This is a genomic window from Telluria sp. ZT3P39, from assembly GCF_059685935.1.
Genome location: NZ_JCASIH010000027.1, coordinates 1 through 20,675 on the forward strand (window position 1 = coordinate 1; position 20,675 = coordinate 20,675).

The following is a 20,675-nucleotide window of genomic DNA, read 5'->3' on the forward strand; positions in this document are numbered from 1 at the left end:
CTGCTGACAGAGTCGTACTACAAGAAAAAGCGACGACGGGAAGCCGAAGTGGCTTCCCGTCAGCTCAGACTGATCTAATGGAGGACGTCAAGAACATTATTCCGGACAGCAGTGGGCGCATGCCGGGATCCAGGTTTCTTCGCCACCACCCTCACCTCCCCGGATCGATTCCCACGCCCCTCCCAGCGTTATAATGGCGTGTTTTTCTGAAACATGCGCCCGCGCCCTCCTTCAGACCATACAAGACAGGTAGACAAGAACATGACTGAACTGACCCCTCTCCGCCACATCCCGCATACCAACGTGTTCCGCAAGGGCGACGTGTTCGTCCTGTTCGGCGAACTGTTCGGCCGCGGCTACGTGAACGGCCTGATCGACGAGGCGCGCGCCGCCGGCATGACCATCGTCGGCATCACCGTGGGCCGCCGCGACGAGACCGGCGCCCTGCGCGCGCTGGACGCGGCAGAGCTGGCGGAAGCGGAAGAAAAGCTCGGCGGAAAAATCATCAACGTGCCGATGATGGCCGGCTTCGACATGGACGCCCCGGAAGGCGAGCAGAACCCGACCGAGATGCTCTCGAAGATCACCCTGAAGAGCTGGCAGGAAGACAAGCTTGACTGGGAAAAGATCGAAGCCTGCCGCGTAGCCGGCGTGCGCCGCTTCACCAGCTCGGCCGCCACCGTCATGGGCGAGATCGACAAGCTGATCCCGGAAGGCGCGAACGTCTTCTTCGCCCACACCATGGCCGGCGGCATCCCGAAGATCAAGGCCTTCCTGGCCATCGCCAACCGCATCTACAAAGGCCGCGGCGAGCGCTTCATGTCCTCGCGCGCCCTGCTGGAAAGCGACCTGGGCAAGCTGATCCTGATGAACTTCGACGAAGTCACCGCCAACACCCTGAAATACCTGATCGACGCGTCCAGCACCATCCGCGAGCGCGTGACGAAGGCCGGCGGCGAAGTGCGCTACACCGCCTATGGCTACCACGGCACCGAGATCCTGATCGACGGCAAGTACCAGTGGCAGACCTACACCAACTACACCCAGGGCTATGCCAAGATGCGCCTGGAATCGGTGGCCCAGGCCGCCTGGAACCAGGGCGTCCATGCGACCGTGTTCAACTGCCCGGAAATCCGCACCAATTCCTCGGACATTTTCGTCGGCGTCGAGCTGTCGCTGTTCCCTCTGCTGCTTGCCTTGAAGAGGGAAGGTGGCGGCGCCTGGGCCGACCAGCAATGGCAGATCTGCCAGGAACTGCTGGGCGAAGGCATCTCGCTCGAGTCGCTGCTGGAGGCCATCGAGCGCTATAACAACGACGCCACCAGCGCCGAGTTCCGCAACTTCGAAGCCTGGCCGATGGACAACACGCCGGCACTGGCCGAGGTCATGATCGGCACCTCGGAAGCGATCACCGCCCTGCACAAGGACAAGAAAGCCCTGATCACGGACCACCTGTCCTCGCTGGTGCTGGAAGGCGCCGGCCCCTTGATGTTCTACGGCGCCTCGGAAAAGATCGCACCGGTCGTGTGGCTCAGCCACGACATCATTGCGCGCCAGCTGAACGAACTGCACAAGTAAACTTGACGCACGCAGGCTGTGGCACAAGAATCTGCCCGGCCTCCCCTTCTTCTATTTAGGTAATATGATCTTCTCGAAAAAACACAATCTCTACGAATCCGAGCACACCAGGTTCATCAAGGAACTGAAAGCGCAAACGCCGGGTATGGAAGAGCGCCAACAGGAAGGCCGTTCGCTGCTGTGGGACAAGGCTCCGCAGTCGCTGGACGAGCAGGAACGCGCACGCCAGTCGCGCCTGCGCCAGAACGCCTACCCGTACCAGAACAAGGTTTAAGGCGGAAAGCGCCCCATGCTGCCCGAGCAGGCCGAGCACGCGTTGCCGGCCGATCCCCAGCAGGAAGGGGCGATCCCGCCACCTGCCGACGCGGCCATCGCCCGCCTGTATGGCGAGCCCCTCACGCGCCTGCCGACCGACCTGTACATCCCGCCGGATGCGCTGGAAGTCTTCCTCGACGCCTTCGAAGGTCCGCTCGACCTGCTGCTCTACCTGATCCGCAAGCAGAACTTCAACATCCTCGACATCCCGATGGCGCAGGTCACCCTGCAATACCTGAAATATGTCGAGCAGATCCGCGAGCACAACCTGGAACTGGCCGCCGAATACCTGCTCATGGCGGCCATGCTGATCGAGATCAAGTCGCGCATGCTGCTGCCCAAGCGCCATGACGAGCTGGTCGAGGACGTGGGCGACCCCCGTGCGGAACTGGTGCGGCGCCTGCTGGAATACGAGCAGATCAAGGTGGCGGCGGTCAACCTGGGCAGCGTGCCCCAGGAAGGCCGCGACTTCGTGCGTCCGCAGCTGTTCGTGGAGCAAGGCCTGGCGCCGAATCTCCCCGAAGTCGATCCGTGGGACCTGCAGCGCGCCTGGCTCGACGTCGTGCGCCGCGCCAAGCTGACCCAGCACCACCGGATCAGCCGCCAGGAATTGTCGGTGCGCGAACACATGTCGGCCATCCTGCGCACCCTGCAGTCGCAGCGCTTCGTCGAATTCTCCGAACTCTTTGCCGGCCAGCACACGGTGCCGATCGTGGTTGTACACTTTGTCGCCATGCTCGAACTTGCGAAAGAAACCTTGATCGAGATCACGCAGGCCGAACCATTCGCGCCGATCTATGTCAGGCTGGCCTATTCTCCGGCTTGAGGCCGGCTACTTTATTTGCTCATTTTTTGCACCGATAGCTCATGAAAATCATCTCCTCCATCGACGAATTGCGCGACCAGTTGCGCGGCCAGCTGCGCACCGCCTTCGTGCCGACGATGGGCAACCTGCACGAAGGCCATCTGTCCCTGATGCGCCTGGCGCGCAGGCATGGCGACCCGGTGGTCGCCTCGATCTTCGTCAACCGCCTGCAGTTCGGCCCGAACGAGGATTTCGACAAATACCCGCGCACCTTCCAGGACGACGTGGCGAAACTCGAGAAGGAAGGCGTCTACGTGCTGTTTGCGCCGACCGAGAAGGACATGTACCCGGAGCCCCAGGAATACCGCGTACGCCCGCCTGACGGCCTCGGCAACACGCTGGAAGGCGAGTTCCGCCCCGGCTTCTTCGACGGCGTGTGCACGGTCGTGACCAAGCTGTTCTCCTGCGTGCAGCCGCGCGTGGCCGTCTTCGGCAAGAAGGATTACCAGCAGCTCATGATCATCCGGAACATGGCGCGCCAGTTCGCCATGCCCACCGAGATCATCGGCGCCGAGACCTTCCGCGCCGAGGATGGCCTGGCGCTGTCCTCGCGCAACGGCTACCTGTCGCCGACCGAGCGCCTGGAGGCGCCGGCCCTGTACCAGCAACTGAACGCAGTCGCCGCCGCGATGCGCGCCGGCGATCAAGACCCGGTCGCCGTCGAGCGCGCCGCGATGGATGCGCTGGCGGCGCGCGGCTGGAACCCGGACTACGTGTCGATCCGCAAGCAAATGGATTTGCGCGCCCCGTCGGCCGCCGACCTGGCCGCCAGCGCACCGCTGGTCGTGCTGGCCGCGGCCAAGCTGGGCGCCACCCGCCTGATCGACAACCTGGAAATTTAAGTAACAAAAAAATATTGATGCTTGCGAAATTGCAATATCGGGATGGAAGGCTTTATACTTGACCGCGCAGCGCGCTAGTGACCCAGGCAACTGCGCAACAACCAAGGAATGTGCCGTGAATGCAATCGTAACTCCCCAGATCCGCAAGGGCCCGCCCAAGCCGACCGATGCCCTCAACCGCATCGGCGGCAAGGCCGAACCGCATGAGATGCGCGACCCCTTCGATATCGGCGAAGCGCTGACCACCCTGTCGCTCTCGGGCGAAGCGGTCACGGTGTTCCCGGCGGGCTGGATCGAGCCCTTGCTGGCGCGCATCGCCTCGGTGGATCCGGAACTGCCGCATTTCGTGATCGACTTCACCGGCAGCGAACTGCCCCCGAGCGGCAAGGCGACCCTGGTCGCTTCCCTGGGAGGCAATGCCAAGCTGCAGTTCGAGCTCGAGCAGAACTGGAAAGCCCTGCCCGGCCAGCCGCTGCAGGTGCCGGCGGAATTCCCGCAATCGTGCATGGTGCTGAACCGCCGCGCCGCCCGCCGCGTCGAAACGCCGGTCGGCGTGAACTACACGGCCGTGTTCCGCTGCAACGGCAAGCAGGTCAGCCTGCCGCTCTATGATTTTTCGGAAACCGGCGTCGGACTGCGCGCCACGCCTGAACAGGTGTTCGGGCTGCATGTGGGGAAAAAGCTGGAAGGCGTGCACCTGGAGCTGGGCCCGAACCTGACCCTGACCGCCGACCTGGAAGTACGCCTGATGCGCCCTTTCCGCACCTTCCTGCTGGGCGAGCAGGTGCAGATCGGCTGCAGCTTCTCGGCGATTTCGATGCAGATGAAGCAGACGCTGGAGCGGTTCGTGACCAGCGGGGCGGTGGAGCGGCGGGCGGTGGCGCGGTAGGCGCTTGCCTTACGCGACGAACTTGGATCCCGGCCTTCGCCGGGATGAGCAGGTTGATCTTGAATTTTACCCCGCCACGCTCTGCGCCCACGCCAGCGCCGACAAGTGCGCCTTGTTTACTTCTTCCGGGCTGATGTCGAGCGACGCGGCCAGCGAGGCCACCAGGTTCGAATTGAGCTCGCAAGCCTCGGCCAGCGCCAGGTAGGGCCCGTAGATGCCTTCGCGGCTGAGCAGCGCCTTGACCACTTCTTCCGGCAGCGGCACCGTCTCCAGCACCTCTTTCATCGGCAGGCCGAGCAGGCGGTCGAGCAGCGAGAACATGCCGGCGACGAACAGATTCTCCCCTTCCCCGCGCGCCAGCGCATTGTGGCCCAGCAGCTCGGCCAGGCGGCCGCGGATCACGGCCGTTTCCATCAGCACCGGCGAATAGCCGCTCTGGCTGGCCGTGGCCAGCAGCAGCACCAGCCAGCGGTACAGCGGTGCGTAGCCCATCAGCGCGATCGCCTGGCGCAGCGACTGCACCTCGCGGGCGGCGCCGAAGCCGGCCGAGTTAATGAATTGCAGCAGCTTGTAGGTCAGTGCCGGATCGCGCTTGAGCACGTTCTCGAGCTTGGGCACGTCTTCGTTGTTCTGCACCATCTGCATCAGCTGCAGGATGGTGCTCTGGGTCGCGTTCATGCCCTTGACCGCATTGCCCGGGCGAGGCGTCAGGTGCAGCTTGCCCACGAAAGCGTCCAGTCCCAGCGCCGCGCAGGCGTCGAAGTCAAGCCAGGTCGTCACCGGACGGCCCACCATGCGCATCGCCGCGTGCTTGGCGGCCGCATAGGTGCGCGCCTGCGCCGCAACGTCGAGGCCGGTGAACTGCACCTCGACATACGAAGCATAGGGCGACAGGTTGCGGCCCAGCAGATTGATGTCGGCCCCGCGGATCGACACGCCCACGCCGCCCACGCGCACGGCCGCGACCGCCGAACGCACGTTCGGGTCGGTCAGCTTGCGGATGTGCAGGGTCAGGACGGTGCGCTCGGGCGGCAGCGCGTGCAGCGCGTCGAGCGAGAGCATTTCCGGGACGGCGTCCAGGAACAGGATCTTGTCGCGCAGCAGCCAGCCCTGTTCGGGATGCACGACGTGCGCGGCGACGAAGCCGACCAGGTCTTCGAGTTCCTGGTCGGTCGGGATCTTGCCGTCGTTGTGCTGCCACGACAGCTCGTAGCCGATGACACGCTGCTTGGGATCGAGCAGCGGTTCACGGACGATGAAGTTTGTTTGGTGCATGTAGGCGCGTAGTGAAACCTGTAACGAGGCCGGAAAGAAACCGCGGCCCGACGCGCGTCAGAAACCGAGACTGTCGAGCAGGTCGTCGACCTGCCCCTGGTCGGCCACGACTTCCTGCTTGCCTTCCGGGTTGATCTGCGGACCGTTGAGCAGGCCGTTGTCGAGCTCGCGCTTGATTTCGTCCGGCGCGAAGTCGACCAGCACCTGCACCAGCTGCTGCTCGAGGTTCTGCGCGATGCCCGTGATGCGGCCGATCACCTGGCCGGTCAGGTCCTGGAAATCCTGGGCCATCATGATGTCCATCAGCTGCCCGCGGGTGGCCACTGCCCCGGCACGCGATTCGTCCAGGCCCGCGATCGTGCGCTGCGCCTGCGCGCGCCACTCGGCGTCGGAAGCGCCATTGTCCAGCAGCGCCTGCCACGACGCCGACAGTTCGCTGGAGCGCGTTTCGATCGCGTCCTGCACCGGGCCGGCCGCGTCGGTGGCGTCCAGCACCTTCTTGGCGGCCTGTTCCGACAGGCGCGCCACGTAGTCGAGCCGGTCGCGGGCGTCGGGGATCTCGCTCGCCGCCTTCTCGATCAGCTTGTCCAGGCCCAGCCCGCGCAGGCTCTCGTGGAGCGCGCGCGTCATGTGCCCGATACGGCTCAGGACCTCTTCGTTGGAGGTCTGCACACTGTCGGCAGTCTGCTCAATCATGTCAGCCGGCCTTGTCCATTTTTTCGAAGATCTTGTTCAGCTTCTCGTCCAGCGTGGCAGCCGTGAACGGCTTGACCACGTAGCCGCTGGCGCCGGCCTGGGCCGCCGCGATGATGTTTTCCTTCTTGGCTTCGGCGGTGACCATCAGCACCGGCAGCTTGGCCAGTGCGGGATCGGCACGAATGTTCTGCAGCATGGTCAGGCCGTCCATGTTCGGCATGTTCCAGTCCGAAACCACGAAGTCGAACTGCTCGCTGCGCAGCTTGGCCAGGCCCATCACACCGTCTTCGGCCTCGTCGACATTGGCATAACCCAGTTCCTTCAACAGATTCCGGACGATGCGGCGCATCGTCGAGAAATCGTCAACAACCAGAAAACGCATCTTTGGATCAGCCATGAATTACTCCGTTGAATCTTCTACTTTGGTTTAAATGGTGGGCGCCGTGCCTCGCCCGGTCATGCAGCGTCGATCGAACAGCGACAAGCAGCCTCAAGAATAGCATTTTTGTTGCCGTACGGCGATAAAATGGCAGCAATACCCCTGCATTCGCATCAAACGCGCAACGCCCGGCTGCCTTGCGAGGCCAGATGTTCGAGCACCATGCGCGGCAATTGCTGCAATGGCCCCACTTCGTGGGCGCCGCCGAGGGCGATCGCCTCGCGCGGCATGCCGAAGACCACGCAGCTTGCCTCATCCTGGGCGAAATTGTGCGCTCCCGCGTTGCGCATGTCCAGCATGCCGGCGGCGCCGTCCTTGCCCATGCCGGTCAGGATAACACCAACGGCATTCTTGCCGGCCGCCTCGGCGGCGCTGCGAAACAGCACGTCCACCGACGGGCGGTGCCGGTTCACCGGCGGGCCCTGGTCGAGTTTCGTCATGTAGTTGGCGCCGGACCTGGCCAGCAGCAGGTGCGAATGGCCAGGTGCGATATACGCGTGGCCGGGCAGCACGCGCTCGTTGCCCTGGGACTCGCAGACGCTGATCTTGCACAGCGAATCGAGGCGCCTGGCGAACGAGCTGGTGAAGCCTTCCGGCATGTGCTGGGCGATCAGGATGCCCGGGCAGTCCGAAGGCATCTGCATCAGGAATTCGCGGATCGCCTCGGTGCCGCCGGTGGAGGCCCCGATGATGATCAGCTTTTCCGACGAAATGAGCGGGCTGCGCAGCGCCGCCAGCTGGTTTGACGGCGCGGCCTGCTGCAGTGTGCGCGCCTTGACGCGCGCGCGCGAGGCGGCGCGGATCTTGTCGGCGATCAGTTCGGTGTATTCGCGCATCCCGGTCTGGATCGAGATCTTCGGCTTGGTCACGAAGTCCACGGCGCCCAGTTCCAGCGCGCGCATCGTGATTTCCGAGCCGCGCTCGGTCAGCGAGGACACCATCAGCACCGGCATCGGGCGCAGCCGCATCAGCTTTTCCAGGAAGTCCAGGCCGTCCATCTTCGGCATCTCGACATCCAGAGTCAGCACGTCGGGGTTATGGCGCTTGATCAGGTCGCGCGCCACCAGCGGATCGGGGGCGGTGGCCACCACTTCCATATCGGGCTGGGAATTGACGATCTCGCTCATCACGCTGCGGATCAGCGCGGAGTCGTCGACGATCAGTACTTTGATGGTCATGAAGCGTTCTTTCAGAACAAATCGATGTCGCCGCCCACCGGCTCGACCTTGAGCCGCTTGGCGTAGTCGAGTTCGCGCTTGGCCAGCGTATCGTTTTGGGTTTGCATCAGCTTCTTCACCAGCACCTTGCCGGTCTTGGGGAAGAAGTACACCTTGCGCGGGTAGATGTCGTTCAGGTCTTCGGCCAGTACCGGGATGCGCTCGGTCTTGAGGAAATTCATCACGAAGGCCGCATTGCGCTCGCCCACGTTCATCGCCGTGAAGCCGCGCAGCACCGCGCCGCCGCCGAACACCTTGGCTTCGAGGTGCTCGCGCCGCGCGCCCGCCTTGAGCAGGTCGTTGATCAGGATCTCCATCGCGAAGCTGCCGTAGCGCATCGAGGCCGACACCGGGTTGTTCACGTCTCCGCCGTCGGGCAGCATGAAGTGGTTCATGCCGCCCAGGCCGGTGACGCGGTCGCGGATGCAGGCCGACACGCAGGAACCGAGCACGGTCACGATCAGCATGTTCTTGCCGGTGTAGTAGTACTCGCCCGGCAGGATCTTGGCCGCGTCGCAATCAAAAGTGCGGTCGTAATAGACGTTGGTGGCAAACTGGTTGTTCATGTTCTGCTCACTGGCCTTTGGCGCGCCCGGCTCCGTCAAGCTCGTACACGGTCTTGCCGCGCAGGCGCAGCGCGTCCGACACGTACAGGAAGTTCTCGGAGTGGCCCGCGAACAGCAGCGCGTCCGGCTTCATCAGGGGCACGAAGCGCGCGAGGATCTTGCGCTGGGTGTCCTTGTCGAAGTAGATCATCACGTTGCGGCAAAAGATCGCGTCGAACTGCCCTTCCAGCGGCCATCCGTCGGCCAGCAGATTCAGCGGACGGAAGGTGACCAGCTGGCGCAGCTCCGGACGCACGCGCGCCATGCCTTCGTTGGCGCCCTTGCCGCGCATGAAGAAGCGCTTGAGGCGCTCCTGCGCCAGCTTTTCCATGCGCTCCATCGGATAGACCCCGGCGGCGGCCGTGGCCAGCACGTTGGTGTCGATGTCGGTTGCGATGATCTGCACGGGCGGGGTGAGCGTGTTGAAGGCTTCGCAGGCCGTCATCGCGATCGAATACGGCTCTTCGCCGGTGGAGGCGGCCGAGCACCATATCTTGATCGGCGCGCCGCTTCCCGCCTTGTGCCTGAGCGCCAGCAGGTGCTCCGCCAGCAGCGGGAAGTGGTGCGACTCGCGGAAGAACGAGGTCAGGTTGGTGGTGAGCGCATTGGTGAACGACTCCCACTCGGCCGCCATGCGCCCGGCTTCCAGGTCGTCGAGATAGCGCGCGAACGACTGGATGCTTGTTGCGCGCAGGCGCCGCGCCAGGCGGCTGTAGACCATTTCCTGCTTGCTGTCGGCCAGCGAAATGCCGGCGCGCTGGTAGATCAGCGCGCGAACCCGCTCGAAGTCACTTTTCGTGAAATCGAATTCCTTGACCGTATCGGTTTTTTGCTGCGGCACGTGTTTGCCTCTTCGTTGCTGTGCGCCCGGGTGAGCGGGCTCGCTTACTTTGTTGCGTGCCAAAAACCGTTTTTCGTAGGGTGGGCGGCTTCGCCGCCCGCGCGTTCAAATCACGGCAATGCTGCCCGTGCGGCGCTTCACCCTCTTGCTGAACGCGCGGTCGGCACAGCCGACCACCCTACAACTTCTTACGCAGCCAACTTGTCCATCAAACCCATCTCGCTGGAGGACATCAGCTTGTCGATGTCGACCAGGATCAGCATGCGCTCGTCCACCGTGCCCAGCCCGATCATGTAGTCGGAATTGAAGGCGCTGCCCATTTCCGGGGCCGGCTTGATCTGGTCCGGGGTCAAGGTGGTGACGTCCGACACGCTGTCGACCACCATGCCCATGATACGGCCGGCGATGTTCAGGATGATCACGACGGTGAACTGGTCGTAGACCGGGGTGCCGAGGTTGAACTTGATGCGCATGTCGACCACCGGGATGATGATGCCACGCAGGTTGATCACGCCCTTGATGAATTCCGGTGCATTGGCGATGCGGGTCACGGCTTCGTAGCCGCGGATTTCCTGCACCTTCAGGATGTCGATGCCGTATTCCTCGGAGCCGAGGGTAAAGGCCAGGAATTCGCTGCCTGCGCCGTCGTGCGCGGCGCCGTCGGCCGGCTTGGTGTTTTGTACAGTAGACATGTAAAGGTCCTCTTGGTGTAAATGATTATAGGATGGCGGCGCCATCGACCAGCTGGCGCGACGAGCGCACCAGCGCGGCCACGTCCAGGATCAGGGCGACCCCGCCGTCGCCCAGGATGGTGGCGCCGGAAATGCCCGCCACCTTGCGGTAGTTCGCTTCCAGGTTCTTGACCACGACCTGCTGCTGGCCCACCAGTTCGTCCACGAACAGCGCCGCCTTCTTGCCCTCGGTCTCCAGGATGACGACGATGCCCTGGGACGGGTCGGTGATGCGCGGGGCGATCTCGAACATCTGGTACAGCGGAATCAGCGGCAGGTATTCGCCGCGCACCTTCAGCACGCTGCCGCGGCCCGCGATCTCGCGGATGTCGCCAGGTGCCGGCTGCAGCGACTCGACGACAAACGACAGCGGCAGAATGTAGATCTCGTCGCCGCTGCGGATCGACATGCCGTCCAGGATGGCGAGCGTGAGCGGCAGCGAGATCGAAATCGTGGTGCCGAAACCGCGCGCCGAACGGATGTCGACCGTGCCGCCCATGGCCATGATGTTGCGCTTGACGACATCCATGCCGACGCCGCGGCCCGACACGTCGGTCACCTGCTCGGCGGTCGAGAAGCCCGGCGCGAAGATCAGCTGCCAGACCTCGGAATCGCTCATGTTCTCCGACACCGGCAGGCCGTTTTCAGCCGCCTTGGCCAGGATGCGCTCGCGGTTCAGCCCCCCGCCGTCGTCCGCCACTTCGATGACGATGTTGCCGCCCTGGTGGCCGGCCGACAGGAACAGGCGCCCTGCTTCCGACTTGCCGGCCGCGGCACGGGTGGCCGGCATCTCGATGCCGTGGTCGATGCTGTTGCGCACCAGGTGGGTCAGCGGGTCGACGATGCGCTCGATCAGGCCCTTGTCCAGTTCCGTCGCCGCGCCGTTGGTGATGAAGTCGACCTTCTTGCCCAGTTTCGAGGCCAGGTCGCGCACCATGCGCGGGAAGCGCGAGAACACGAAGTCCATCGGCATCATGCGGATCGACATGACCGCTTCCTGCAGCTCGCGCGTATTGCGTCCGAGCTGGCTGATGGAATTGAGCAGGCGTTCGTGCCCCATCGGATCGAGGTTGCTGCTGCGCTGCTCGAGCATCGCATTGGTGATCACCAGCTCGCCGATCAGGTTGATCAGCTGGTCGACCTTCTCGACCGAGACGCGGATCGACGAGGATTCGGCGCCCGGGTCTTTTCTTGCCGCTTTTTTCTCGGCCGCCAGCTCGGACACTTCGATCGGCTCCGGGCGCTGCCCCGCCACGACCTGCTGCGGCGATTCAATGGTGATGCCGGCCTGCGCGCGGATCTGCTCGATCGGCTGGAAGAAGCCGTAGCCGCGCTCGTCGTCGGACAGGTCGTCCTCGACCTTGTTCGCGGTTTCGTCGTCGAAGTCGAAGAAGCCGTAGCCCTGGTCGTTCTCGATGCGCTTGCGCTCGGCCGCCTCCAGTGCGCGCTGTTCCGGCGTCAGGGCCGGCGCCTCGAAGATCTTCAGGTCTTCGGGATTGAGCACGAACGAGCAGATGGCGATGACGTCGTCCAGGCTTTCGTGGGTGGTGATGACGATCGCGCTGCGCCCGCCGCCCTGCGGCGTGACTTTGGCGCGGCCCATCAGGCCCAGTTCATCGACCAGGGCGGTAATGTCGCGCTGCTCGACCGGCGGCAGCTCGATCTTGTAGCGGTGCGCCCCTTCCGTCGGGTGATGCGACCTCGCTTCGGCAGTCAGGTAGGACGGCGCGACCACCGGCGCCTGCGGCACCAGGCCCTCGGCCAGATCGTGCAGCACCATGCGCACGTTGGCGACGGCTTCCTGGTCGACGTTGGCGCCGTGGCGGTGGCCGTCGAGCTGCATCTTGAGGCTGTCCTTGGCCGCCAGGAAGGCGTCCACGTGGTTCGAGGTCAGCGCCATCTCGCCCTTGCGGATGCGGTCCAGCAGCGACTCGAGCACGTGCGTGACTTCGCTCATGTCGGTCAGGCCGAAGGTCGACGCCCCGCCCTTGACCGAGTGGGCGGTACGGAAGATCGCGTTCAGGTCTTCCGGGTCGGGCTGTGCCACGTCGACGCCCAGCAGCAGCCGCTCCATTTCGGCGAGCAGCTCTTCTGCCTCGTCGAAAAAGACCTGGTAAAACTGGCTGATGTCGATCGTCATGATGCAATCCCTTGTGTGGCCCGCTGCGTCATCGCCTTAGCCAATGACTTTTTTTACGACTTCGATGAGGCGCTGCGGATCGAAAGGCTTGACCAGCCAGCCATTGGCGCCGGCGGCGCGGCCCTTGGCCTTCATCTCGTCGGACGACTCGGTGGTCAGCATCAGGATCGGGGTCTTGGCGTAGGCCGGCAGCGTGCGCAGGGTCTTGATCAGGGCCAGGCCGTCCATGCGCGGCATGTTCTGGTCGGTCAACACCAGGTCCACGCTCTGCAGCTTGGCCTTGTCCAGGCCATCCTGGCCGTCCACGGCTTCCACCACGTTATAGCCGGCGGCCTTGAGACTGAACGCCACCATCTGGCGCAGCGAACTGGAATCGTCGACCGCGAGAATCGTTTTTGCCATATTTTTGCTCCTGCTGTTTTAAGTCCGGATATCCGGTTATAGGTATGGTGGCCATCGGGCTTCAGAAAAGCTCGATGTCCCCGCTTTCGAGATGTTGCTGTTCAACCGACTTGCGCAGCATGCTTCGCAGTTCGAGCGACTGGATCGCCAGCGCCATGCTGACCTTGCCGAGGCGCTCGACGATTTCGTCGCTGTCCGTTTCCGGCGCGATGTCCGCGCCATGTTCGCTCAGCGTGCCGAGGAATTCGCGCAGGCCGGCCACGCGGCGCAGCGTACGGTCGATCAGCTGGCTGGTCATGTCCTGGAACTGCATGCTGGTGATCGCCGTGTTCACGTGCTGGCCGATCTCGCCCGACATGTCGGCCAGGTGGGCGCTGTCTTCGGCGCTCGGCGTGCCGCCCGCCAGCAGGCGGTTGATCGCTTCCTGGCGGGTGCCGACGGCCGAGTGGATCGCCATGAAGCTGCTGGTGAGCTTGTCGATGGCTTCTTCCAGCAGCAGTTCGGTCTGCAGCAGGTCGGTTTCGACTTCGGTCAGGTGGCGGCGGCCGTGCACGGCCACGCCCGAAAGCAGGCGCTTCACGTGCGAACCGAGTATCTTTTTTCTTGTCATGCTCATTCTCCTGGCCGGCTAGTTCTTCACCGGCGCGCCGGCGGCGGCGAGGGCTGCTTGCGCCGCCGCCGCGGGTTGCTGCGCGGGCACCTCGATGCTGGCGTTGTCGCGCTGGACGGCCTCCTCGGTGCGTTTGTTCATCACGATGATGCTGATCCGGCGGTTGATCGGGTTGAACGGGTCGGCGCGGTCGAGGTGGGCGGCCGCGGCCAGGCCCACCACACGCAGCACCTTGTCGTCCGACAGCCCGCCGCGCACCAGTTCGCGGCGCGAGGCGTTGGCGCGGTCGGCCGACAATTCCCAGTTGCTGTAGCCGGCGTCGCTCACATAGGGCGTCGAATCGGTGTGGCCCGACAGGCCGATCTTGTTCGGCACTTCGTTAAGCACCATGCCGATCACGTTCAGGATTTCGCGGGTATAGGGCTGCACCTCGGCCCGGGCCAGCGCGAACATCGGGCGGTTCTGCTCGTCCACGATCTGGATGCGCAGGCCTTCGCTGGTGATATCGAGCAGCATCTGGTTCTTGTACTTCTTGAGCAGCGGGTTGACTTCGATGACCGACTCGATCTTGGCCTTGAGCGATTCGAGGCGCTCGGCTTCGGCCTTGGCCACCTGGGCCTTGGCCGCTTCCAGGTTGTAGGTCTTCGCGCTCGGGTCGATGTCGCCCTTCTTCACCTGGCCGTTGCGGCGCGTGAGGTCGGTGCCGCCGCCCTTGATGACGGACGAGGAATCGCCCGAACCGGAGCCGCCCGCCATCGCGACCTTCAGCGGGGTCTTGAAGTATTCCGAAATGCCGTCCAGGTCGCCCTTGGCCGTGGAGCCGAGCAGCCACATGAGCAGGAAGAAGGCCATCATCGCGGTCACGAAGTCGGCGTAGGCAATCTTCCAGGCGCCGCCGTGGTGACCGGCGGCGACCTTCTTGATGCGCTTGACGACGATGGGGCGCATGCCTTCATCGGCCATGGATGCTCCCGGTGCGCGGTTCGACGGATGGGCGGGACATCACTGGCTTACTTCTTCTTCTTGATATGTTCTTCGAGCTCGGCGAAGGTCGGGCGCTCGGTCGAGTACAGCACCTTGCGGCCGAATTCGACCGCCAGCGCCGGCGCGTAGCCGTTCAGGCTCGCCAGCAGCGTGACCTTCACGCACTGGAACATCTTGGTCGATTCTTCGAGTTTTTGTTCGAGGACGTTCCCCAGCGGGCTCACGAAGGCGTAGGCCAGCAGGATGCCGAGGAAGGTACCGACCAGCGCTTTGGCGATCAGGATGCCCAGCTCGGCCGGGGGCAGGCCCACCGATTCCATCGTGTGGACCACGCCCATCACCGCGGCGACGATACCGAAGGCCGGCAGGCCGTCGCCGACCTTGGCGATCACGTGGGCGGGAACCGCGCCTTCGTGGTGGTGGGTCTCGATCTCGTTGTCCATCAGGTTTTCGATCTGCATCGCGTCCATGTTCCCCGACACCATCAGGCGCAGGTAGTCGGTCATGAATTCGATGATGTGATGGTCGGCCAGCACGGCCGGGTATTTGGAGAACAGCGGCGAAGCGTCCGGCGCCTCGATGTCGCCTTCGATCGACATCAGGCCTTCCTTGCGCACTTTCGACAGCACGTCGAACTGCAGCGCCATCAGCTCCATGTACATCTCGCGCGTGTAGCGCGAACCCTTGAAGATGCTCGGGAAGGCCTTGGCGGTGGCCTTGACGTTCTTGATGGTGTTACCGACAAAGAAGGCGCCGATCGCGGCGCCGCCGATCATCAACAGCTCGAGCGGCTGCCACAGCGAGGCAATGTGGCCGCCGGACCAGACGAAGCCGCCGAACACGCTGGCGCAGACGATGACGTAACCGATAATGACTAACAAGGGGATCCCGCTCCAGAAATGCCGGGAATCGATTCTCCGGCTCGCCAAACTAAAAAAGTGATTTCAGGCAAAGTTGATGCAGGGAACCACTCTATCGGGAGAATGGGCTACGGGCAAGCAAAAAGGCCGGTTTTGTCGCCTAAAAGTGCCAGATATGAAGGGCCGGGCCACCCTCTGTGGGATAGACGGTACGGTTCGGTAAGCGATCGTCAATGACGAATTCATAACTGAGCAGGAGCGACCCGGACCGCATCTCGCGCGTGGCCTTGCGCCACAGGGCCGGCATGGCTGCCGGCGAGAGGTAGGCGAAGACGAGATCGAAGCGCGAGAAGTCGAGCCGGTTGTAGTCGCCACGCATGAAACGCGCCCCACTTCCAGACGCCAGCGCGCGCATCCTGCTGACGAACCAGGGCAGCGGCGCCAGCTCGATGCCGCTCGCCTCGATGCCGGGACGGCGCGCCTGCAGGTTCAATACCAGGCCGCCCAGGCCGCTGCCGATGTCGATCACGCGCACCGGTCCCGCGGGCGGCAGCAGGTTCGCCACCGCGTCCCACACGTGGCGGTTGGACGGGTAGTACGGCACCTGGGTGCGGTAGGTGGACCAGTACAGCAGCAGCAGGAAGAGAAAAACGGCCAGGAAGACCAGTGGCGGGATCGCCAGCTGGGCCGTGCCGTACAGGGCCAGCGGGAAGACCAACTGGATGAGGCGCCACCAGCTGGCCAGGCCGCGCCACCAGGTCAGGCCGGCGGCGATGGCGCCTTGCACGAGGGCGACGAGAAGATAGGACATCGGCAGGCCGCTGCTTGCCATCAGCCAAACTGCGGCGAGGGTCAGGGGGACGGCGCCAACTTGAAGCAGCAGCGCCGCAACCGCCGGCTTCACGTAGGGTGGGCGGCTTCGCCGCCCGCGCGTTCAACTTCCGGGTGAATTGATGCAACGCGTCCGTGCAAGCACTGGTTGAACGCGCGGCGTTCGTAATTCCGGGCACTGCCCGAAATTACCCCGCCCACCCTACAAACCCGCCGCGGCATCCCTGGCATCCTGCGCATCCTTGGCATCCTTCGCCTTGCGCGTCTTGCCGGCGCGCGAAGGCATGTGGCACAGGCCGCACAGATAGTCGGCATTCAGGTCGAGCGCGTTGACGATGAACTTGCCCTGGCACTTGCCGCACGGGGCCAGCACCAGCATGCCGCTCTGGAAGAAGCGCACCAGAGTCCAGGCGCGGGTGAGCGAGAGCAGGGGTTCTTCGCCCGGCTCGGGCGGCATTTGTTCGAGATAGAGTTTATACGCCTTCATCACCGCCTGGATGCCGGTGGCGCCGGCATGTTCGACCAGGAAGTTATGGATATTGATGAACAGCGAGGAATGGATATTCGGCTGCCAGGTCAGGAACCAGTCCGTGGAAAACGGCAGCATGCCCTTGGGCGGGGAGACACCCTTGAGTTCCTTGTAGAGCTTGAGCAGGCGCTCGCGGGAGAGCGAGACTTCGGTTTCGAGCAGCTGGAGGCGCGCGCCCAGGTTGATCAGCTCGATGGCGAGGCCGATTTCCTGCGCTTCGGATACGACGCTTTTCTTGCTCATGGTACTGCTCCCGCCTGCGTGTTACGTGCGTCGCGGCCCCGGCGGAGCCGCATCAGCGGGAATTATACGATCTCTTCAGCTGGCTGGCCGGCCATCAGGATGGCGGCGTGCGACTGGGCCAGGCTGCGGTCCTTGGTGTGGCTGGTCAGCATCGACAGGATGGCGGTGTCGTCGAAGCGGAAGCGGGCCAGCATCATGTTGCCGCCGGCGAGCTTCAGGATCTGGGCGTTGCTCATGCCTTCGATCAGGTCGGCGATGTCGGCCGAGACGCCGAGTCGGAAGATGGCGGTGACTTTGTCGGCACGGATCATCTGCTGCGCGAGCATCAGGTAGCTCAGGTTTGCGTCGCGAATTTCAGCCATCATGTCGTTCATCGTCATCTCTATCTCCGTATCCGTTGTGTCGGCGACTTGCGTGTTGCCAATGAGATAGATTCTGACCGTGGAGCAACTTTTGAGGAATTGGACAAAGTCTGTATTTTGCGTCCGATAATGACGGACAGGACCCGTAGGAGTTTGTCTGACAAACCCTGCTGGATCGCTCTGGCGCCCCTATGAAGACAGGGCTGGGGAGGTGCCGCGATGCGGCCAGATTGTGTGCGCTTGACGGTGTTGCTGTCGTGCGCTTGCTACGATTTACGTCAAGCTTCCGGAGAACTTGAGGGTTTTCGCAAAATATTTTTTTGCATCCCCAAAACCGCCCTGCTTCTTCTTTAACGGAGCGCCCGGCAAGAACTTGAGGGTTTCTTGAAAATATTTTTTCAAGCCCCATTACTGCGCTTCTGGTACGGGTAACGGCAGGGCTTTCGGGAACTTTAGGGCAATATCGAAAAAAAACTGAAATATTTTCTTCAGCCCTGAAAAGCCTTGCCGTTGAGCCAACAAACCGGGACGCCGGCCCCTGGAACTTGCTACACTGCGGGGTTTACAAAGCTTCAGGCCTCAACCATCCGCAAAGGCAGTGCATGGAATCCTTACGACTCTGGGACATCAGCCCCTTGATCTCGGCCGCCATACCGGTCTGGCCCGGCGACACGCCCTTCGAGGCCGGCCCGACCTGGCAAATCGGCGGCGGCTGCCCGGTCCAGGTCAGCCGCATGACGATGACCACCCACCTCGGCGCCCATACCGACGCCCCCAGCCACTACGACCCGGCCGGCAGCAGCATCGACCAGGTCGACCTGCGTCCCTACATCGGCGCCTGCCGCGTGATCCACTGCACCGGCATGGCGGTGGTCGAGCCGCGCCACCTCGAGGGCAAGCTCGATGGCCTGCCCCCGCGCGTTTTGCTGCGCACCTATGCGCGCGCCCCGCAAGGCGCCTGGGACCCGTCGTTCCCGGCCATCAGCCCGGCGGCCATCGAACTGCTGGCCAGCCGCGGCGCGATCCTGGTCGGGACCGACGCCGCCTCGCTCGATCCGCAGGATTCCAAGACGCTCGACGCCCACCATGCGGTGCGCGCGGCCCGCATAGCCATCCTGGAAGGCATCGTGCTCGACGACGTGCCTGAAGGCGACTACGAACTGGTCGCCCTGCCCTTGAAATTCGCCGGCATGGATGCCAGCCCGGTCCGGGCCATCCTGCGTGAACTGCCACTGAAAGAAACCGCATGAGCATCTCCCTCACCCGCGACGCCTGCGTGGCGCGCGACCACCTTGATCCGCTGCGCGCCCTGCGCGAGCGCTTCGACCTGCCGCCCGGCCTCATCTACCTCGACGGAAACTCGCTCGGCGCCCGTCCCAGGGCCGCCCTGCAGCGGGCACAGGACGTCGTCGCCCGCGAATGGGGCCATGACCTGATCAAGAGCTGGAACACGGCCGGCTGGTTCGACATGCCCAAGCGCCTCGGCAACCGCCTCGCGCCCCTGATCGGCGCGCTGGATGGCGAAGTCGCCGTCACCGACACCACTTCGCTCAACCTGTTCAAGGCGCTGGCCGCCGCGCTGCACCTGCAGGCCAACGGCCCGGGCCGGGAACGCCGCACCATCGTCACCGAGCGCAGCAACTTCCCGACCGATATCTACATGGCCGAAGGCCTGGCACAGTGGCTCGAGCGCGGCTACCGGGTGCGCCTGGTCGACTCGGTGGAAGAACTGCCTGATGCGGTCGACGCCGACTGCGCGGTGCTGATGCTCACCCACGTCAACTACCGCACCGGCTACCAGCACGACATGGCGCTGCTCACCCGCCATGCGCACGCGAACGGCGCGCTGGCGGTCTGGGACCTGGCCCATTCGGCCGGCGCGGTGCCGCTCGACCTGCATGCTTCTAGAGCCGACTTCGCGGTGGGCTGCACCTATAAATACCTGAACGGCGGCCCCGGCGCGCCGGCTTTCATCTGGGTGCCGAAACGCCACCAGGAACGCTTCGCCCATCCGCTCACCGGCTGGTGGAGCCATGCGCAACCCTTCGCCATGTCGCACGGCTTCACGCCTTGCGACGGCATTGGCCGCGCGCTGTGCGGCACCCAGCCGGTGGTGTCGCTGGCCCTGGTCGAATGCGGGCTCGAAGTGTTCGAGCAAACCTCGATGGCGGCGATCCGCGAAAAATCGCTGGCCCTGACCGACTTGTTCATCGAACTGGTGGAGACCACCTGCGCCGGCCACCCGCTCGCTCTGGTGACCCCGCGCGAACACGCGCGCCGCGGCAGCCAGGCCAGCTTCACCCATCCGCACGGCTATGCGGTGATGCAGGCCCTGATCGAGCGCGGCGTGATCGGCGACTACCGCGAGCCGGAGATCATGCGCTTCGGCTTCACGCCGCTGTACACGGGCTACGCCGACGTATGGGACGCGGTGGCGATCCTGAAGGACATCCTCGACCGCGGCGCCTACGACGTGGCGCTCGAGCGCGGCGCAGTGACTTGAGGAGGACGCATGAACGAGCCAACGAACACCACCGCCGGCTGCCCGATGAGCGCAGCGAACACCGGCAACACCGCCGAATGGCATGGCGCCAAACTCGATTTCAAGGAGTCGATGAGCTATGGCGACTACCTGGGCCTGGACCAGATCCTGTCGGCCCAGCACCCGCTCTCGCCGAATCACAACGAGATGCTGTTCATCATCCAGCACCAGACCAGCGAGCTGTGGATCAAGCTGATGCTGCACGAGATGCAGGCGGTGCGCCGCAACATCCGCGAGAACAACCTGCCGCCGGCCTTCAAGATGCTGGCCCGGGTCGCGCGCATCATGGACCAGCTGGTGCACGCCTGGGACGTGCTGGCGACCATGACGCCGCCCGAATACACGGCGATCCGCCCTTACTTGGGCGCGTCGTCGGGCTTCCAGTCCTTCCAGTACCGCCAGCTCGAATTCATCCTCGGGAACAAGAACGCGACCCTGGTCGGCGTGCACGAGAAATTCCCCGAAGCGCATGCGGTGCTCGCGCACGAACTGACCACGCCTTCGGTCTACGATGAGGCGGTGATGCTGCTGGCGCGCAGCGGCTTCGCGGTGGCGCCCGAGCGCCTGGCGCGCGACTGGACCCGCCCTACCGAACTCGATGAGTCAGTCAAGGCGGCCTGGCTGGGCGTCTACCAGGATACCGATCACCACTGGGCGCTGTACGAGCTGGCCGAGAAGCTGGTCGACCTGGAAACCGCCTTCCGCTTCTGGCGCTTCCGCCACGTGACCACGGTCGAGCGCATCATCGGCTTCAAGACCGGCACCGGCGGTACTTCCGGCGCCAGCTACCTGCGCAAGATGCTCGACGTGGTGCTGTTCCCGGAGTTGTTCGCGCTGCGGACCGCGCTTTGAAAAGAAAAACGGAAAGCGTGCGACCCA

The 20,675-nt window shown here is 64.0% G+C and carries 23 protein-coding genes; 8 read left to right on the forward strand and 15 right to left on the reverse strand.

The features are described 5' to 3' along the window. Nucleotides 1–261: 261 nt before the first annotated feature. The 5 genes from AC56LR_RS18755 to AC56LR_RS18775 all read left to right on the forward strand — a co-directional run bounded on the left by AC56LR_RS18755 (nucleotide 262) and on the right by AC56LR_RS18775 (nucleotide 4,489). Complete coding sequence (locus AC56LR_RS18755; protein ID WP_497132557.1) at nucleotides 262–1,578, forward strand: enoyl ACP reductase FabMG family protein; 1,317 nt, start codon at nucleotides 262–264, stop codon at nucleotides 1,576–1,578. 64 nt (nucleotides 1,579–1,642) lie between these two features. Beyond that, on the forward strand, nucleotides 1,643–1,852 hold the full coding sequence (locus AC56LR_RS18760; RefSeq protein WP_497132559.1) for a DUF3460 family protein: 210 nt from the start codon (nucleotides 1,643–1,645) through the stop codon (nucleotides 1,850–1,852). 15 nt (nucleotides 1,853–1,867) lie between these two features. After that, on the forward strand, nucleotides 1,868–2,719 hold the full coding sequence (locus tag AC56LR_RS18765; RefSeq protein ID WP_497132561.1) for a segregation and condensation protein A: 852 nt from the start codon (nucleotides 1,868–1,870) through the stop codon (nucleotides 2,717–2,719). A 41-nt stretch (nucleotides 2,720–2,760) separates the two neighbouring features. After that, nucleotides 2,761–3,600, forward strand: coding sequence for a pantoate--beta-alanine ligase (panC, locus tag AC56LR_RS18770; protein WP_497132563.1), 840 nt, complete (start codon nucleotides 2,761–2,763; stop codon nucleotides 3,598–3,600). A 115-nt stretch (nucleotides 3,601–3,715) separates the two neighbouring features. Further along, entirely contained in the window at nucleotides 3,716–4,489 is a 774-nt protein-coding gene (locus tag AC56LR_RS18775; RefSeq protein WP_497132565.1) for a flagellar brake protein, read from the forward strand. Between the two features lie 66 nt (nucleotides 4,490–4,555). Here AC56LR_RS18775 and AC56LR_RS18780 read toward each other — a convergent pair whose 3' ends face one another. The 15 genes from AC56LR_RS18780 to flhD all read right to left on the reverse strand — a co-directional run bounded on the left by AC56LR_RS18780 (nucleotide 4,556) and on the right by flhD (nucleotide 17,272). Further along, nucleotides 4,556–5,764, reverse strand: coding sequence for an EAL and HDOD domain-containing protein (locus tag AC56LR_RS18780; RefSeq protein ID WP_497132567.1), 1,209 nt, complete (start codon nucleotides 5,762–5,764; stop codon nucleotides 4,556–4,558). Between the two features lie 57 nt (nucleotides 5,765–5,821). Next, nucleotides 5,822–6,460 carry a protein phosphatase CheZ gene (gene cheZ, locus AC56LR_RS18785; RefSeq protein ID WP_497132569.1) on the reverse strand — a complete coding sequence of 213 codons (639 nt, stop codon included), beginning with the start codon at nucleotides 6,458–6,460 and terminating at the stop codon, nucleotides 5,822–5,824. A 1-nt stretch (nucleotide 6,461) separates the two neighbouring features. After that, entirely contained in the window at nucleotides 6,462–6,857 is a 396-nt protein-coding gene (gene cheY, locus AC56LR_RS18790) for a chemotaxis response regulator CheY (RefSeq protein ID WP_171081109.1), read from the reverse strand. A 155-nt stretch (nucleotides 6,858–7,012) separates the two neighbouring features. Further along, nucleotides 7,013–8,077, reverse strand: a complete 1,065-nt coding sequence (locus AC56LR_RS18795) for a protein-glutamate methylesterase/protein-glutamine glutaminase (RefSeq protein ID WP_497132571.1) — start codon at nucleotides 8,075–8,077, stop codon at nucleotides 7,013–7,015. An 11-nt stretch (nucleotides 8,078–8,088) separates the two neighbouring features. Next, nucleotides 8,089–8,682: a chemoreceptor glutamine deamidase CheD gene (gene cheD / locus AC56LR_RS18800; RefSeq protein WP_497132573.1), complete on the reverse strand. Its 594-nt coding sequence runs from the start codon at nucleotides 8,680–8,682 to the stop codon at nucleotides 8,089–8,091. Nucleotides 8,683–8,689: 7 nt separating this feature from the next. Beyond that, the gene (locus AC56LR_RS18805; protein WP_497132575.1) at nucleotides 8,690–9,562 is read right to left on the reverse strand and encodes a CheR family methyltransferase; all 873 of its coding nucleotides are present in this window, start codon (nucleotides 9,560–9,562) and stop codon (nucleotides 8,690–8,692) included. 188 nt (nucleotides 9,563–9,750) lie between these two features. Continuing rightward, nucleotides 9,751–10,254: a chemotaxis protein CheW gene (locus tag AC56LR_RS18810; RefSeq protein WP_497132576.1), complete on the reverse strand. Its 504-nt coding sequence runs from the start codon at nucleotides 10,252–10,254 to the stop codon at nucleotides 9,751–9,753. A gap of 25 nt (nucleotides 10,255–10,279) precedes the next feature. Beyond that, the gene (gene cheA / locus AC56LR_RS18815) at nucleotides 10,280–12,433 is read right to left on the reverse strand and encodes a chemotaxis protein CheA (protein ID WP_497132578.1); all 2,154 of its coding nucleotides are present in this window, start codon (nucleotides 12,431–12,433) and stop codon (nucleotides 10,280–10,282) included. 36 nt (nucleotides 12,434–12,469) lie between these two features. Next, complete coding sequence (locus tag AC56LR_RS18820; protein WP_036248827.1) at nucleotides 12,470–12,835, reverse strand: response regulator; 366 nt, start codon at nucleotides 12,833–12,835, stop codon at nucleotides 12,470–12,472. A 61-nt stretch (nucleotides 12,836–12,896) separates the two neighbouring features. Then, entirely contained in the window at nucleotides 12,897–13,445 is a 549-nt protein-coding gene (locus tag AC56LR_RS18825; RefSeq protein ID WP_497132580.1) for a chemotaxis protein, read from the reverse strand. An 18-nt stretch (nucleotides 13,446–13,463) separates the two neighbouring features. Beyond that, a complete protein-coding gene (gene motB / locus AC56LR_RS18830) occupies nucleotides 13,464–14,408 on the reverse strand; it encodes a flagellar motor protein MotB (protein ID WP_497132582.1) in 945 nt (314 codons plus the stop codon). Between the two features lie 47 nt (nucleotides 14,409–14,455). Continuing rightward, nucleotides 14,456–15,310: a flagellar motor stator protein MotA gene (gene motA / locus AC56LR_RS18835; protein WP_497132584.1), complete on the reverse strand. Its 855-nt coding sequence runs from the start codon at nucleotides 15,308–15,310 to the stop codon at nucleotides 14,456–14,458. Nucleotides 15,311–15,449: 139 nt separating this feature from the next. Continuing rightward, entirely contained in the window at nucleotides 15,450–16,100 is a 651-nt protein-coding gene (locus AC56LR_RS18840) for a class I SAM-dependent methyltransferase (protein WP_497132586.1), read from the reverse strand. A gap of 222 nt (nucleotides 16,101–16,322) precedes the next feature. Beyond that, entirely contained in the window at nucleotides 16,323–16,892 is a 570-nt protein-coding gene (flhC, locus tag AC56LR_RS18845; RefSeq protein ID WP_497132590.1) for a flagellar transcriptional regulator FlhC, read from the reverse strand. 62 nt (nucleotides 16,893–16,954) lie between these two features. After that, nucleotides 16,955–17,272 (reverse strand): flagellar transcriptional regulator FlhD, encoded by a 318-nt coding sequence (gene flhD / locus AC56LR_RS18850; RefSeq protein ID WP_171081135.1) that lies wholly within the window; start codon nucleotides 17,270–17,272, stop codon nucleotides 16,955–16,957. A gap of 584 nt (nucleotides 17,273–17,856) precedes the next feature. Between flhD and kynB the strand changes: the two genes are divergently transcribed. Genes kynB through kynA form a run of 3 tightly spaced genes read left to right on the forward strand, consistent with a single transcriptional unit; the run spans nucleotide 17,857 to nucleotide 20,648 of the window. After that, nucleotides 17,857–18,504 (forward strand): arylformamidase, encoded by a 648-nt coding sequence (gene kynB, locus AC56LR_RS18855; RefSeq protein ID WP_497132592.1) that lies wholly within the window; start codon nucleotides 17,857–17,859, stop codon nucleotides 18,502–18,504. Beyond that, nucleotides 18,501–19,757, forward strand: coding sequence for a kynureninase (gene kynU / locus AC56LR_RS18860; protein ID WP_497132594.1), 1,257 nt, complete (start codon nucleotides 18,501–18,503; stop codon nucleotides 19,755–19,757). The genes kynB and kynU overlap by 4 nt, the downstream gene beginning before the upstream one ends. A gap of 9 nt (nucleotides 19,758–19,766) precedes the next feature. Further along, nucleotides 19,767–20,648: a tryptophan 2,3-dioxygenase gene (kynA, locus tag AC56LR_RS18865; protein WP_497132596.1), complete on the forward strand. Its 882-nt coding sequence runs from the start codon at nucleotides 19,767–19,769 to the stop codon at nucleotides 20,646–20,648. The last annotated feature ends 27 nt before the right edge of the window (nucleotides 20,649–20,675 follow it).

What these genes read in the sequence shown, in the direction of transcription:
- AC56LR_RS18755 (WP_497132557.1), top strand. Translation starts at nt 262, where the DNA reads ATGACTGAACTGACCCCTCTCCGCCACATCCCGCATACCAACGTGTTC.
- AC56LR_RS18760 (WP_497132559.1), top strand. Translation starts at nt 1,643, where the DNA reads ATGATCTTCTCGAAAAAACACAATCTCTACGAATCCGAGCACACCAGG.
- AC56LR_RS18765 (WP_497132561.1), top strand. Translation starts at nt 1,868, where the DNA reads ATGCTGCCCGAGCAGGCCGAGCACGCGTTGCCGGCCGATCCCCAGCAG.
- panC (WP_497132563.1), top strand. Translation starts at nt 2,761, where the DNA reads ATGAAAATCATCTCCTCCATCGACGAATTGCGCGACCAGTTGCGCGGC.
- AC56LR_RS18780 (WP_497132567.1), bottom strand. Translation starts at nt 5,764, where the DNA reads ATGCACCAAACAAACTTCATCGTCCGTGAACCGCTGCTCGATCCCAAG.
- cheZ (WP_497132569.1), bottom strand. Translation starts at nt 6,460, where the DNA reads ATGATTGAGCAGACTGCCGACAGTGTGCAGACCTCCAACGAAGAGGTC.
- cheY (WP_171081109.1), bottom strand. Translation starts at nt 6,857, where the DNA reads ATGGCTGATCCAAAGATGCGTTTTCTGGTTGTTGACGATTTCTCGACG.
- AC56LR_RS18795 (WP_497132571.1), bottom strand. Translation starts at nt 8,077, where the DNA reads ATGACCATCAAAGTACTGATCGTCGACGACTCCGCGCTGATCCGCAGC.
- cheD (WP_497132573.1), bottom strand. Translation starts at nt 8,682, where the DNA reads ATGAACAACCAGTTTGCCACCAACGTCTATTACGACCGCACTTTTGAT.
- AC56LR_RS18810 (WP_497132576.1), bottom strand. Translation starts at nt 10,254, where the DNA reads ATGTCTACTGTACAAAACACCAAGCCGGCCGACGGCGCCGCGCACGAC.
- cheA (WP_497132578.1), bottom strand. Translation starts at nt 12,433, where the DNA reads ATGACGATCGACATCAGCCAGTTTTACCAGGTCTTTTTCGACGAGGCA.
- AC56LR_RS18820 (WP_036248827.1), bottom strand. Translation starts at nt 12,835, where the DNA reads ATGGCAAAAACGATTCTCGCGGTCGACGATTCCAGTTCGCTGCGCCAG.
- AC56LR_RS18825 (WP_497132580.1), bottom strand. Translation starts at nt 13,445, where the DNA reads ATGACAAGAAAAAAGATACTCGGTTCGCACGTGAAGCGCCTGCTTTCG.
- motB (WP_497132582.1), bottom strand. Translation starts at nt 14,408, where the DNA reads ATGGCCGATGAAGGCATGCGCCCCATCGTCGTCAAGCGCATCAAGAAG.
- AC56LR_RS18840 (WP_497132586.1), bottom strand. Translation starts at nt 16,100, where the DNA reads ATGTCCTATCTTCTCGTCGCCCTCGTGCAAGGCGCCATCGCCGCCGGC.
- flhC (WP_497132590.1), bottom strand. Translation starts at nt 16,892, where the DNA reads ATGAGCAAGAAAAGCGTCGTATCCGAAGCGCAGGAAATCGGCCTCGCC.
- flhD (WP_171081135.1), bottom strand. Translation starts at nt 17,272, where the DNA reads ATGACGATGAACGACATGATGGCTGAAATTCGCGACGCAAACCTGAGC.
- kynB (WP_497132592.1), top strand. Translation starts at nt 17,857, where the DNA reads ATGGAATCCTTACGACTCTGGGACATCAGCCCCTTGATCTCGGCCGCC.
- kynU (WP_497132594.1), top strand. Translation starts at nt 18,501, where the DNA reads ATGAGCATCTCCCTCACCCGCGACGCCTGCGTGGCGCGCGACCACCTT.
- kynA (WP_497132596.1), top strand. Translation starts at nt 19,767, where the DNA reads ATGAACGAGCCAACGAACACCACCGCCGGCTGCCCGATGAGCGCAGCG.